Here is a 13,254-nt window from a genome sequence, read left to right as displayed (position 1 = left end):
GGTTTCAATGTCCTATCTGCGCTGTTTTCTTGTCATCCTTGCAATGGTGCTGACACCCTGGCCGATGATCTCGCAGGCGCAGGAAACCACAGCTCCCCCCGTTGACCGCAGCGCAACCGGCGGTGCCCAGACGCTCGAGGATATCCTCGCCCGTCAGCGTGGTCAGGAAATCGACGATAGTTTCCGCCGCGATGCAACCGGCAGCGCCGATAACGCGGCGGGCATCGCCAACCAGCTTGGGACGCTTGGTGGCGCCTCGGATTCCGAGATGTACCGGGCGATCCGCTATGGCAGCGCGGATGTGACCGTTTCGAATAACGGTCCTGCCTCGAACGTGCTGATACAGGACGGCGGCATGTGGTGGCTGGAATTCCGCCGTGGCCCGCTGGCAACCTATGGCGCCTGGCTGCTTGGCGGCACGCTTGTCGTGTTGGCGCTGTTCTACCTGATCCGGGGCCGCATCCGTATCGAGGGCCGGAAAACCGGGCGCAAGCTGCTGCGTTTCACCGGCTTTGAACGCTTCGGCCACTGGCTTTTCGCGGGGTCCTTTCTGCTGCTGGCGCTAACCGGTCTGATATCGCTCTTCGGCCGTATGGTGCTGATCCCCGCCTTTGGACATCAGGCGTTTTCGACCCTCGCGATCGCCTCGAAATGGGTGCATAACAACGTCGCCTGGGCCTTTATGCTGGGGCTTGTCATCGTCACGGTGAACTGGATCTGGCATAACCTGCCCGACAAGACCGATCTGAAATGGCTGGCGCAGGGCGGCGGGTTGTTCTCCAAGCACACGCACCCGCCCGCCAAGAAATTCAATGCAGGTCAAAAGCTTATCTTCTGGGCCTGCATCGTCCTGGGCCTGTCGATCAGCGCCTCGGGCCTGTCGCTGCTGTTTCCCTTCCAGCTGCCCATGTTCGCCTCGACCTTTGCGCATCTGAACGACTGGGGCCTGCCGCAGCTTGTCGGCCTTGGGCCGCTGCCCGACCAGATGGCCCCGCATGAAGAGATGCAGTATTCGCAGCTCTGGCACTCGATTGTCGCCTTCGTCTTCATCGCCATCATCTTTGCCCATATCTACCTTGGCACGCTGGGCATGGAGGGGGCGTTCGACGCGATGGGCACCGGCCGCGTCGAGGAACAATGGGCGCGCGAGCACCACAGTCTCTGGGTCGATGAGGTTAAATCCCGCGAGGCCGGTAAAGGTGTCGCAACCCCGGCCGAGTAACATGGCCCTTTGCGCGATGCGCCTGTCACTTGCCTTATGTCTTGCGCCGCTGGGCGCTCACTCACAAGAGGTACAGGCGTTGTCCGGCCATGGCGGGCCGGTCATGGCCATCGAAGCCCTGCCCGATGGGCGCTTGGCCACCGCAAGCTTCGATAACGCGGTCGGTCTTTGGGAAGATACGACCCCTATCTGGCTCGACGGACACGAAGCCGCCGTGAACACGGTGCTGTATGCCCATGACACCCTCTGGTCCGGCGGCGACGATTTCACCCTGCGCCGCTGGCCCACGGGCAAGGTCATCGGCCGCCATGAGGGCAAGATCACCGCCCTCGCCGCCCTCCCCGGTCTGATCGCCTCGGCAAGCTGGGACGGATCCATCGGGCTCTGGCCGCTGGATGGTGCCGCCCCGACCCGCCTCACGGGAAAAGGCGGCGGAGTCAACGCGCTGGCCGCCAGTGCCGATGGCGCAACGCTGTATTCGGCTGCAAGCGACGGGACGATCCGGGCTTGGAACATTGGCGATAAAAGCGAGAGCCGGCAGCTCCTCCAGCACGGGTTTGGCATCAACAGGCTGGCGCTGAACGAAGAGGCTGGCTGGCTTGCCTATGGTACGGTAGATGGATCGACCAAGGTTGTCGACTTAAGCACTGACGAGGAAATCGCCGATTTCACGCTGGAACGCCGTCCGATCCTTGCCCTTGCCCAAAGTCCCGATGGCGCCCGGCTCGCCATTGGCGATGGCATGGGGTTCATCACCGTGGTCGACACGGGTCAATGGCAGATCGAAAGCGACCGGCGCGCCGCCAGCAAAGGCCCGGTCTGGACGCTTGCCTTCTCAGCCGATGGCACATGGCTGTACGCGGGCGGCCTCGACAGCACGTTCTACGGCTGGCCGGTCGCACAGGCTGGCGAAGGTTCTCCCATCGCCGTCGCCGAAAACAGCTTTCAGCGCGCCCCGGAAGAGATGGAAAACGGCGAGCGCCAGTTCGCCCGGAAATGCTCGATCTGCCACACCCTGACCCCCGGCAGCAACCGCCGCGCCGGCCCGACGCTGCATGCGCTTTTCGGGCGCCGGGCCGGAACGGTCGCCGGCTACAGCTATTCCGAGAGGCTTGACGGATCGGATATCGTCTGGAATGACAAGAGCATAGACGCCCTGTTCGACCTCGGCCCCGATCATTACATCCCCGGCTCGAAAATGCCGATGCAGCGGATCGCCGACCCCGATGACCGGGCTGACCTGATCGATTATCTGCGCCGCGCCACCACCCCGTAACATCAGAGGGAACCCGACAGAATGAAAGCCGCGATTCTCGCCTTTGCCGCCATCGCCGTGATCTCCGTAGCCGCCTGGTACGGGCTGCACGAAATCGGCTTCAGCTCGGCCCAGGCCACCAGCAGCCCCGACGTGCGGCTCGACTAGGTTTGCCCGACTACCTGACCACCCGCGAACTGGCCGATCTGCTGCGCATCGGCGAGCGCAAGGTCTATGACCTCGCCGCCAACGGCGAGGTGCCCTGCGTCCGCGCCGTCGGCAAACTGCTCTTTCCACAGGCTGAGATCACCGCATGGCTCTCCGCCTCGCGCAGCGGTCCCGAAACTGCCGACCAGTCCCTGCCCCCGATCCTCGCCGGCAGCCACGACCCCCTGCTCGACTGGGCGCTGCGCGAAAGCGGCTCGGGTCTGGCAAGCTATTACGATGGCTCTTTCGACGGTATCGAAAGGCTTGCCAGGCGCGAGGCACAGGCCGCCGGGCTGCATATCCGAGAAGGCGATGGCTGGAACCGCGGCGCACTCAGGGCAAAGCTCGGCGAAGCCCCCCTCGTACTGGTCGAAATCGCCCGGCGTCAGCGCGGCCTTCTGCTCGCCCCCGGTGTCACCGGCATCGAGAGTTTCGCCGATCTGAAAGGCCGCCGCGTCGTGTTGCGGCAGGACAATGCCGCCTCCCAGCGCGAATTCGACACCCGCCTCACAGAGGCAGGTCTCACCCCCGCCGACATCGCGCCGCTCGATACCCGCGCCCGCACCGAAGAAGAACTCGCCATCGCCCTGCATGACGGCAAGGCCGAGGCGGGCTTTGGCCTCGGCGCGCTCTCGGGCCTCTACGGGCTCGGGTTCACACCACTCACCGAAGAACGCTTCGACCTCGCTCTCTGGCGTCGCGCATGGTTCGAACCGCCGCTTCAGAAACTGATGGCCTTCCTCGCCAGCCCCGCCTGTGCAGACCGGGCCCGAGAACTCGGCGGCTACGACCTTGCCGGCCTCGGAACAGTGCACCACAACGGCGCCCGCGCCTGATCGCCCTCGCCCACATAATGCAAGGGCGCGGCCATATAGCCACGCCCCTGCTTCTTTGGGTCAAAAAATATCCCCGCCGGAGGCATGCCCGGCAGGGCATTCGTTTTACTCGGCGTTCGGGAAAAACAACTGCTGCCCGTCAACCTGATACCCGGCAATCGCGGCCTGACCTTCCTCCCCGGTCAGCCAGTCAATAAACGCCTGCCCGGCATCGGCCTTAACGCCCGGATGTTTCTCGGGGTTCACAAGGATCACGCCATACTGGTTGAACAGCCGTTCATCGCCTTCGACCATTATCTCCATTCCGTCCTTGTTGCCGAACGAGATCCAGGTCGCACGGTCGGTCAGCACATAGGCGCCCATACCCTGCGCAGCATTAAGGGTTGCGCCCATGCCGCTGCCGGTTTCGCGGTACCAGTCGCCCGAGACGGCAGCCACATCTACGTCCGCCGCCTGCCAGTGACGCAGCTCGGCCTTGTGGGTCCCGCTGTCATCCCCGCGCGAAGCAAAGACCGCGCCCGCTTCGGCCACGTCCTGCAGGGCCGCGACAATGTCGGACCCGGCCTTGATGCCCGCCGGATCTTCCTCCGGGCCGACCAGCACGAAATCGTTATACATCACGTCAAACCGCTGCACGCCCCAGCCATCGGCGACGAATTTCTCCTCAGCCGGTTTTGCATGAACAAGCAGCACATCGCCGTCGCCATTGATCGCGTTCTTGATCGCCTGACCGGTGCCAACAGCGACGACCCGCACTTCGATGCCCGAAGCTTCGGTGAATTCCGGCAGCATCGCGTCGAGCAGGCCCGAATTCGCGGTCGACGTGGTCGACTGAACCACGATGAACTCATCCGCGGCCCAAGCGCCCCCGGGAACGCTCATCTGCAATCCAGCCGCCAGCGCCCCCGCCAGCCAGAGGCCGCGGTTCATATTTACAGTCATCGTCTTACTCCACTTCCCTTTAGTCAAATTTCAGATCACCAGACCGCCCGACAGGAAGCGTCGCGCCGCCTGGCTTTCCGGATTGGTGAAAAATGCGGTGGCCTCGGCTTGTTCGGCCACCTTCCCCCCCTGCATCAGCAGGATATCCTGACCCAGCCGCCGGGCTTGCCCGATGTCATGGGTTACCATGATGATGCGCACCCCGCGCCGTGCCGCCGCCGCGATCAGCGCTTCGATGGCCTGCGTGGCCTGCGGATCAAGCGCGCTGGTCGGCTCGTCCAGAAAAAGCAACTCTGGTTCAGTGGCCAGCGCCCGCAGGATCGCCAGCCGCTGCGCTTCACCGCCTGACAGGGACCGCGCCGGTTGCCGCGCCTTTCCCTCAAGCCCGCCTTCAGCCAATAGCTCGGCCACCCGCGCGCCCCGCAGATGCCGGTCAAACCCCTGTCGCCGCAGCACGAAATTCAGGTTCCCCGCCACCGAGCGCCGCAATAAGACGGGGCGTTGAAACACCATCGCCTGCTGCAGCCGGTCGGCGGGCCCCATTTCCTGCCCGTCCTGCCGGACCACCCCGCCATCTGGCTGGATCAGCCCGTGCAGATAGCGCAGCAGCAGGCTTTTGCCCGCCCCGTTCGGCCCAAGGATCATCAAAGGCCCCGGCCCGTTCAGCACAAGCCGGTCGATATCCAGCAGCCGTTTGCCATCACGTTCGATCCGCAGACCGGAAACCTCGATTTCGGGATGCAGCTGCTCGGCAAAGTCACGCATGATGAAGCCCCTCAACATCGCTGCGCTGGATCAGCAAACTCACACAGGCCGTCATGCTGACCGCCAGCGCGATCAGAATCACACCAAGCGCCAGCGCCAGCGCAAGATTGCCCTTGGAAGTCTCGAGCGCGATCGTCGTCGTCATGACGCGCGTCACATGGTTGATATTGCCGCCCACCATGATCACCGCTCCGACCTCGGCAATCGCGCGCCCGAACCCGGCCAGAAGCGCCGTCAAAAGCGACAGTCGCCCGTCCCAGAGCAGGGTCGGCACAGAAGCCAGCCGCGATACCCCCAGTGAACGCAGCTGTTCGGCATATTCCGCGTTCAGCGTCTCGACCGTCTGCCGGGTCAGTGCCGTGATGATCGGCGTCACCAGAACCACCTGCGCGATGATCATGGCGGTCGGCGTATAAAGCAGTTGCAGCACCCCAAGCGGCCCCGAGCGCGACAGGCACAGGTAGACCAGCAATCCGACGACTACGGGGGGCAAGCCCATCAGCGCATTCACAAGAATGATAACGCCGCGCCGCCCCGGAAAACGCCCGACCGCCAATGCCGCGCCAAGCGGCATCCCCAGAATTGCCGCGATCAGAACCGCAAAGACCGAGACCCGCAAGGAAAGCAGGACAATTTCCCACAAATCCCTGTCGCCTGACAGGATCAGCACCATCGCATGGCGGAGTTCTTCTGCAAAATTCTGCAATTTTTACGAAACGCTCCTCAATTCCGTATGACGTACAGTATATTGCATAAGACCGACGAAAGGTCACCCTGAAATCATGCAAGCTTCTTGACGCCCCGGGACCGCTCCTGCTCTTGTGGCCCTGTCATCCCGGAGCCTGTCTGCCTTGAACGACCAATCCTCCCCCTTTGCCGCGATCCGCGCTATCGACTACACCGTCATCCTGACCCGCGACATGCCGGCGATGCGCCGATTTTACGAGGGCGTTCTGGGCTTTGCGCTGGAACGGGAATTATCCGCCAGCTGGATCGAATACCGCGTGGGCTCGAATATCCTCGCGCTCTCAAAGCCCGGTCTTACCGCAAAAGACGCTCCGCTTCCCCAGGGCAGCGCCGCCCTGCAATTGGCCTTCCGCGTCCCGCCCGGCCATGTGGATCTCTGCGCCGAAGCGCTTGAGCGCAGTGGCATAACACCCGTCGCGCCCCCCACCGACCAGAGCTTTGGCCATCGTACGCTGTTCTTCCGCGACCCCGACGGCAACCTGCTGGAAATCTACGCCGAGATCTGAACGAAAAACGCGGCCCCCGGTCCGGGAGCCGCGCCTTTTTCATCGCAAAACCGTAAACTTAGTTTAGCGCTTCGTCGGTGATTTCATGGGTCCAGGCCCCTTCCGGCGCCTTGGAGATCACCGGATCGGAACCGCCCGCCAGCAGGGTATCGACCGTGCGCTGGTAATCGGCTTCATCCAGCGCACCGTTGGAACCAGCGGTCAGCTTGGCGATCTCGCCCATCATCCGCACCTGATGCGCTTCGGTCTGGGCGCCGGTCGCATCGTTGTCGAGCACGATCATCGCCGCCTCTTCCGGATTCTCCTCGGCGTATTTCCATCCCTTCATCGAAGCGCGGACAAAACGCACCATCTTGTCGACGAACACCGGATCCTCGAGGTTTTCCTCAAGCGCCCAGATCCCGTCTTCCAGCGTGGCAACGCCCTGATCTTCGTATTTGAAGGTCACCAACTCGTCCTCGGAAACGCCCGCATCCAGCACCTGACCATATTCGTTATAGGTCATGGTGGAAATGCAGTCGGCCTGACGCTGGATCAGCGGATCGACGTTAAAGCCCTGCTTGAGCACGGTCACACCATCCTCGCCGCCATCGGTCGAGATGCCTTCCTGGCTCATCCAGCTGAGGAACGGGTATTCATTGCCAAAGAACCAGACGCCGATAGTCTTGCCCTTGAAATCCTGCGGGCTGGTGATGCCGGTGTCCTTCCAGCAGGTCAGCATCAGACCCGAAGACTTGAATGGCTGCGCGATGTTCACAACCGGCAGGCCCTTTTCACGTGCCGCCAGCGCCGAGGGCATCCAGTTCAGCATGACATCCGCGCCACCACCGGCAAGCACCTGCGGCGGGGCAATATCCGGCCCGCCGGGCAGGATTTCGACGTCGAGGTTCTCTTCCTCATAATAGCCCTTGTCGAGCGCCACGTAATAGCCCGCGAACTGCGCCTGCGTGACCCATTGAAGCTGCAGTTTCACGCTGTTCGGATCGGTCTCCGCCGTCACCGAGCCACCGGCCATCGCCAGTCCCAGCGCCATCCCTGTCATCAGTTTCTTCATATTCTACACTCCTTGTTTACACTTCACCCCGGTTTATCCGGAATTCTTCTGTCGTTATGGGCCTCAGGCCCGCTGCGACGGGTGCCAGAAGGTCACCGCCTTCTCCACCAGCGCCACAACCCCGTAAAACGCCGACCCGGCAAGCGCCGCCACCACAATCTCGGCCCAGACCATGTCCAGCGCAAGCTGCCCCACCGAGGTCGAGATGCGAAACCCCATCCCCAGCGTTGGCGAGCCGAAAAATTCGGCAACAATCGCCCCGATCAGGGCCAGCGTCGTCGATATCTTCAATCCGTTGAAAATGAACGGCATCGCCGCCGGCAGGCGCAGTTTGAAAAACGCCTGGCTATAGCTGGCCCCGTAGGTCTGCATCAGGTCGCGCTGCATCGCGCTCGCCTCGCGCAGACCGGCCACCGTGTTCACCAGCATCGGAAAGAACACCATGACCACGACCACCGCCGCCTTTGACTGCCAGTCGAAACCGAACCACATCACCAGGATCGGCGCGGTTCCCACAATTGGCAGGGCCGCCACGAAATTTCCGACCGGCAACAGCCCGCGCCGCAGGAAATCGAACCGGTCCACAAGGATCGCCACCAGAAAGGCCGCCGCGCAGCCGATGACATAGCCACCCAGCGCCCCCTTCAGAAAGGTCTGCACGAAATCGACCCAAAGGATCGGCAGGCTCGAGGCAAAGCGCATCGCGATGACCGAGGGCGCCGGCAGGATCACCATCGGCACATTCAGCCCCCGCACCACCATTTCCCAGACCAGCACAAGCGTCGCGCCAAAGATGAAGGGCACAAGGAATTTCACAACCCGCGTCTCCGAGGCCGCGCTCCGGGCCAGCCATGCATTCAGCCCCCAGCCGGCGGCCCAGATCACGAGTGCCAGCACCAGTTCCGTCATGCTGCGTTCCCCTGCTTCTTTGGGTCAAAAATATCCCGGGGAGGTCGCGCCTGCGCGACCGGGGCAGAGCCCCTCCGACATAGCCTCATGCGACCACCCCCATGCGGCGCAGCAACAGCCGCTCGATCATGCCCAGTATCCCGACCAGCAAGGCCGCGAGTATGGCCGCCGCAAACAGCGCCGACCAGATCTGGATCGTCTGCCCGTAATAGCTCCCGGCCAACAGCCGCGCGCCAAGGCCCGACACCGCGCCGGTCGGCAACTCGCCCACGATGGCGCCAACCAGCGAGGCGGCAATCGCCACCTTCAGCGATGCAAAGAGATAGGGCAGCGACGATGGCAGCCGCAGCTTCCAGAAGCCCTGCGAGGTGCTCGCATTATAGGTCCGTAGCAGGTCAAGCTGCATGGAATCCGGGCTGCGCAGCCCTTTCACCATGCCGACCACCACCGGGAAGAAACTCAGGTAGGCCGAGATAATCGCCTTGGGGATGATCCCCTGTACCCCGACCGAATACAGCACCACGATGATCATCGGCGCCAGCGCGATGATCGGGATGGTCTGGCTCACGATGGCCCAGGGCATCACGCTCATGTCCATCACCCGGCTGTGCACGATCCCGACCGCGAGCAGGATGCCCAGCACCGTGCCAATCCCGAACCCAAGCAGCGTCGCGCTCAGCGTCACCCAGCCGTGAAACAGCAGGCTGCGCTTGGAAAAGGCACGGCCCTTGAGCACCATCGCGCCGCTGGTCTGCCAGAGTTCCACCGCCACCTGGTCCGGCGTCGGCAGGCGCGGCTTGTCCTGCACCAGCGTATCCCCCCATTGGGCAGGGTTCGCCAGCGCCAGCGCAATCGCGCTCATGTCGCGTCGCGCCGCCGCGCCTTCGGGAGAGATCACGGCCCCCTCGCGCTCGGCCTGCGTCAGCGCGGTCTTGATATTCATCGGCACCGCCGCCGCGTACCAGAACAGTACGATCGCGGCGACCACCACCAGCACGGCCCAGAACGTCCGCATCATGCCGCCCTCGCATCAAGGTCAGCCTGCAAGCACATGACATCACTCATCAAGATGCCCCGCCCGCAGACCTTCCCGCACCCGGTGCGCGATCTCGATGAATTCCGGCGTATCCCGGATTTCAAGCGGACGCTCTTTCGGCAACGGGCTTTCGATCACATCGGTGATCCGGCCCGGCCGCGGACTCATCACCACGATCCGCGTCGACAGGTACACTGCTTCGGGTATCGAATGGGTTACGAAACCGATCGTCTTCTCCGTTCGCGCCCAGAGCGCGAGCAGCTGTTCGTTCAGGTGATCGCGCACGATCTCGTCCAGCGCGCCGAAGGGTTCGTCCATCAACAGGATATCGGCATCGAACCCAAGCGCCCGCGCGATGCTCGCGCGCTGTTGCATACCGCCTGAAAGCTGCCAGGGGTATTTACCGCCAAACCCTTCCAGATCAACCAGTTGCAGCACGTCCTTGACGCGCTTTTCCTGCTCTTCCTTGGAAAAGCCCATGATCTCGAGCGGCAGCTTGATATTGCCTGCGATGGTCCGCCACGGGTAAAGGCCCGCCGCCTGGAACACATAGCCATAGGCCCGCGCCTGGCGTGCCTGTTCCGGCGACACACCGTTCACGGTGATCTCGCCCCCGGTCGGGTGTTCAAGCGCCGCCATGCAGCGCAGAAAGGTCGTCTTGCCACAGCCCGAGGGGCCGATAAAGCTGACAAAGTCTCCCTTTTCGATGGAAAGGTTCACGTCCTTGAGCGCATGAACCGGACCGTCATTGGTCTGAAAGGTCAGCTCGAGATTTCTGGCTTCAATGACCGGCATTAAGGCTCTCTTCTTGTTCATAAAAACTTAAGGCACCCGATTTCAGGCGATGCACAAGCGGTGCACATCCTGTACACCCCCTGTACATCGCAACGGTGCCAGAGACGGTCAGACACCGGTTGCCGGAATGCCGGTACGCTGCACCGGGCGCGGCGAGGTCAGCTCTTTCCACTGGGACAGCGCGGTGTTGACCGGTGTGTTCGGCGCGCGTTCGACAAACTTGCCATGGCCTTCCTCGACCCGCATTTCACCGTCATAAACCGCGACCTGCCCGCGGGTCAGGGTAAAGCGCGGCAGACCCGTGACCTCTTGCCCCTCGAACACGTTGTAATCGATCGAGGACTGCTGCGTGGCGGCCGAGATCGTCTTGCCCTTTTTCGGGTCAAGCACGACGATATCCGCATCCGCGCCGACAAGGATCGCGCCCTTCTTGGGGTAGCAATTCAGGATCTTGGCGATATTGGTCGAGGTCACGGCGACGAATTCGTTCGGCGTGAGCCGCCCGGTCGCAACGCCATGGGTCCAGAGCATCGGCAGGCGATCTTCTAGACCGCCGGTCCCGTTCGGGATCTTGGTGAAATCGCCGACGCCATAGCGTTTCTGTTCGGTGGTAAAGGCGCAGTGGTCCGTCGCCACGACCGACAGAGAGCCAGACATCAGCCCGTGCCAGAGGCTTTCCTGGTGCTTCTTGTTGCGGAACGGCGGGCTCATCACGCGACGGGCGGCATGATCCCAGTCCTGGTTGAAATACTCGCTCTCATCCAGCGTCAGGTGCTGGATCAGCGGCTCGCCCCAGACGCGTTTGCCCTGCTGGCGCGCGCGGCGGATCGCTTCGTGGCTTTCCTCGCAGGAGGTATGCACCACGTAAAGCGGCACGCCAGCCATGTCGGCGATCATGATCGCGCGGTTGGTGGCCTCGCCCTCGACCTGCGTGGGCCGGGAATAGGCATGGCCCTCGGGGCCGTTATTGCCCTCGGCCAGCAGACGCGCAGAGAGATCCGCGACCACGTCGCCGTTTTCCGCATGAACCATCGCGATGGCACCCAGTTCGGACAGGCGCTGGAACGAGGCATACATTTCGTCATCCTGCACCATCAGCGCGCCCTTGTAGGCCATGAAATGCTTGAACGTATTGATGCCGCGTTCCTTGACGACGGTTTCCATCTCATTGAAGACCTGCTCGCCCCACCATGTGACGGCCATGTGGAAGGAATAATCGCAATGCGCGCGGGTGGATTTGTTATCCCAGCGCTTCAGCGCGTCGAGCAGCCCCTGACCGGGATCAGGCAGCGCGAAATCGACCACCATCGTGGTGCCGCCTGCCAGTGCCGCACGGGTACCGCTTTCGAAATCGTCGGAACTGTAGGTGCCCATGAAGGGCATTTCGAGATGGGTATGCGGATCGATCCCGCCCGGCATCACGTAACAGCCGCTTGCATCAAGTTCCTCGTCGCCCCGCAGCCCCTTGCCGATCTCGATGATCTGGCCGTTCTCGATCAGCACATCCGCTTCATAGCTGAGGTCCGCCGTGACGATGGTCCCGTTCTTGATGACTGTACTCATGTGTCTCTCCTGTTGTCAGACCGAGGCATAACACCCGATCGCCTTTCCATGCACGCCGATGTCCAGAGGTCCGAAATCGCTTTCGACGCAAAGCGAAAAGTACCCTGCCGTCGGCAGATATATGACCCGGTAGGGTCCGTTGGGGCGGGTGACCGACCAGCATTTCTGGGTGATCCCGCCCGAAAAATTCACCGTCACCTCGCGCGGTTCGCGCAGCGCGGCGCGAAAGGCTTCGATCGTCGGAGCCGCTTCGCGCGCGGACATGTCGTAATCCTCGATCTCGGCTTGGATCAGCGCCTTGATCCGTTCCGGTGTTGCGGTGTCACTCATGCCGTCACCGCTGTGCGTATGATTGGTGTATGTGCCATCATGCCCCGCCTGGAACCGGGGCGCGGCGGCGCGACAGCATTGAAAACAATGGCTTTTCGACAAACAGATGCACGATGGCCCCTGCCGCCACGGCATAGATCGTCATAACCGCCATCATGCCCAGCGGCGGCAGACCCCAGGGTGCGCCGAGCTTGACCAGAACGATACCGGCAAAGCTGATCGCGGGGATGTGGACGAGGTAGATCGAATAGGAGGCATCGCCGAGAAAGGACAGCCATTTTGGTGGCTGGATGGCTCCGGCGGCAAGCCCCATCACCGCAAGGCAGGCCCCGATCCCATAGCACCACGTCCGCACAGCCTTGCTCCAGTCGACAAGGGCCAGCAGTTCGCTGATGCCCACGGCAAAGAAGGCCAACGCCCCGACGAGAAGCACCCAACGCGCACGCGGCAGGTCGAGCCGCCGGAAACTGAGGGCTGCAAGGATGCCAAAGGCAAAAAGCGGGTTGTAGAAGGACAGCAGGAAATTGAACGGATAGCTGTCAAACCGGGCCATAGAGGCCCAGACGCAGGCCAGCGTCCAGAGCACGAAAACCACCGCACCAATGCGCAGGTTCAGCACCAGCAGGGTGAAGACGAGGTAAAACAGCATCTCGTACTGAAGCGACCATGCCACACTTAGCACTGGCAATTCGGGCATGGGCCAGAGCAACGCCGAGGTCAGGATCGCAATCGGATCACGCGCGTTTTCGGGCCCCGCGCTGGGGACAGCGAAATAGGCCAGCGTCAGCAACCCGTAGATGACCCAGTAGATCGGATAGATCCGCACGATACGCTTTTCGAGAAAGCGCGGCGCGCGGTCGGGGACACCAAAGTCGCGCAGATGCACGAACACCATGATGAACCCCGACAGCACAAAGAAGAACTCGACCCCCGCGTAGCCCATCCTGAAGAGGCCAGGCCCGACTTTTGCCCCGCCATAGTAATGCTCCGGCAGGAAATAGACCGTCAGGTGGTACAGAACGACCATCACGGCGGCCACGGCACGGCCCGCCTGAAGTCCGTCCAGCCTTGTGCTGACGGGGGTCAC

At 62.6% G+C, this 13,254-nt stretch carries 15 protein-coding genes; 5 read left to right on the top strand and 10 right to left on the bottom strand.

Going from position 1 to position 13,254, the window contains the following annotated elements; translation table 11 throughout:
• Positions 1–7: 7 nt before the first annotated feature.
• The 4 genes from ACU0FH_RS22155 to ACU0FH_RS22140 are packed head-to-tail and all read left to right on the top strand — an operon-like array spanning position 8 to position 3,520.
• A complete protein-coding gene (locus ACU0FH_RS22155) occupies positions 8–1,222 on the top strand; it encodes a formate dehydrogenase subunit gamma (RefSeq protein ID WP_446196846.1) in 1,215 nt (404 codons plus the stop codon).
• Positions 1,223–1,238: 16 nt separating this feature from the next.
• Positions 1,239–2,498 carry a c-type cytochrome gene (locus tag ACU0FH_RS22150; protein ID WP_446196845.1) on the top strand — a complete coding sequence of 420 codons (1,260 nt, stop codon included), beginning with the start codon at positions 1,239–1,241 and terminating at the stop codon, positions 2,496–2,498.
• A 21-nt stretch (positions 2,499–2,519) separates the two neighbouring features.
• A complete protein-coding gene (locus ACU0FH_RS22145; RefSeq protein ID WP_273544946.1) occupies positions 2,520–2,645 on the top strand; it encodes a hypothetical protein in 126 nt (41 codons plus the stop codon).
• A 2-nt stretch (positions 2,646–2,647) separates the two neighbouring features.
• A complete protein-coding gene (locus ACU0FH_RS22140) occupies positions 2,648–3,520 on the top strand; it encodes a substrate-binding domain-containing protein (RefSeq protein ID WP_446196844.1) in 873 nt (290 codons plus the stop codon).
• 105 nt (positions 3,521–3,625) lie between these two features.
• Here ACU0FH_RS22140 and ACU0FH_RS22135 read toward each other — a convergent pair whose 3' ends face one another.
• From ACU0FH_RS22135 to ACU0FH_RS22125, 3 genes are all read right to left on the bottom strand, one after another.
• Complete coding sequence (locus tag ACU0FH_RS22135; protein ID WP_446197008.1) at positions 3,626–4,402, bottom strand: extracellular solute-binding protein; 777 nt, start codon at positions 4,400–4,402, stop codon at positions 3,626–3,628.
• A gap of 90 nt (positions 4,403–4,492) precedes the next feature.
• Positions 4,493–5,227, bottom strand: a complete 735-nt coding sequence (locus ACU0FH_RS22130) for an ATP-binding cassette domain-containing protein (RefSeq protein WP_446196843.1) — start codon at positions 5,225–5,227, stop codon at positions 4,493–4,495.
• Positions 5,220–5,933 (bottom strand): ABC transporter permease, encoded by a 714-nt coding sequence (locus ACU0FH_RS22125; RefSeq protein WP_446196842.1) that lies wholly within the window; start codon positions 5,931–5,933, stop codon positions 5,220–5,222. Before ACU0FH_RS22125 ends, ACU0FH_RS22130 begins: the two co-directional genes overlap by 8 nt.
• A gap of 145 nt (positions 5,934–6,078) precedes the next feature.
• Here ACU0FH_RS22125 and ACU0FH_RS22120 point away from each other — a divergent pair, with 145 nt between their 5' ends.
• Positions 6,079–6,480 carry a VOC family protein gene (locus ACU0FH_RS22120; RefSeq protein ID WP_446196841.1) on the top strand — a complete coding sequence of 134 codons (402 nt, stop codon included), beginning with the start codon at positions 6,079–6,081 and terminating at the stop codon, positions 6,478–6,480.
• Between the two features lie 58 nt (positions 6,481–6,538).
• Here ACU0FH_RS22120 and ACU0FH_RS22115 read toward each other — a convergent pair whose 3' ends face one another.
• The 7 genes from ACU0FH_RS22115 to ACU0FH_RS22085 form a co-directional block, all read right to left on the bottom strand.
• Positions 6,539–7,534 carry an ABC transporter substrate-binding protein gene (locus ACU0FH_RS22115; RefSeq protein ID WP_446196840.1) on the bottom strand — a complete coding sequence of 332 codons (996 nt, stop codon included), beginning with the start codon at positions 7,532–7,534 and terminating at the stop codon, positions 6,539–6,541.
• Between the two features lie 63 nt (positions 7,535–7,597).
• A complete protein-coding gene (locus ACU0FH_RS22110; RefSeq protein ID WP_446196839.1) occupies positions 7,598–8,443 on the bottom strand; it encodes an ABC transporter permease in 846 nt (281 codons plus the stop codon).
• Positions 8,444–8,528: 85 nt separating this feature from the next.
• Positions 8,529–9,458, bottom strand: a complete 930-nt coding sequence (locus ACU0FH_RS22105) for an ABC transporter permease (protein ID WP_446197007.1) — start codon at positions 9,456–9,458, stop codon at positions 8,529–8,531.
• A gap of 42 nt (positions 9,459–9,500) precedes the next feature.
• On the bottom strand, positions 9,501–10,274 hold the full coding sequence (locus ACU0FH_RS22100) for an ABC transporter ATP-binding protein (RefSeq protein WP_233145592.1): 774 nt from the start codon (positions 10,272–10,274) through the stop codon (positions 9,501–9,503).
• A gap of 108 nt (positions 10,275–10,382) precedes the next feature.
• The gene (hydA, locus tag ACU0FH_RS22095; protein WP_446196838.1) at positions 10,383–11,837 is read right to left on the bottom strand and encodes a dihydropyrimidinase; all 1,455 of its coding nucleotides are present in this window, start codon (positions 11,835–11,837) and stop codon (positions 10,383–10,385) included.
• Between the two features lie 15 nt (positions 11,838–11,852).
• Positions 11,853–12,167: a hypothetical protein gene (locus tag ACU0FH_RS22090; RefSeq protein ID WP_446196837.1), complete on the bottom strand. Its 315-nt coding sequence runs from the start codon at positions 12,165–12,167 to the stop codon at positions 11,853–11,855.
• A 37-nt stretch (positions 12,168–12,204) separates the two neighbouring features.
• The gene (locus tag ACU0FH_RS22085) at positions 12,205–13,254 is read right to left on the bottom strand and encodes an acyltransferase family protein (protein WP_446196836.1); all 1,050 of its coding nucleotides are present in this window, start codon (positions 13,252–13,254) and stop codon (positions 12,205–12,207) included.

Source organism: Heliomarina sp. (genome assembly GCF_052826185.1).
Note: the sequence above shows the minus strand (reverse complement) of the source record. Positions and strands in the feature narration are given on the sequence as shown.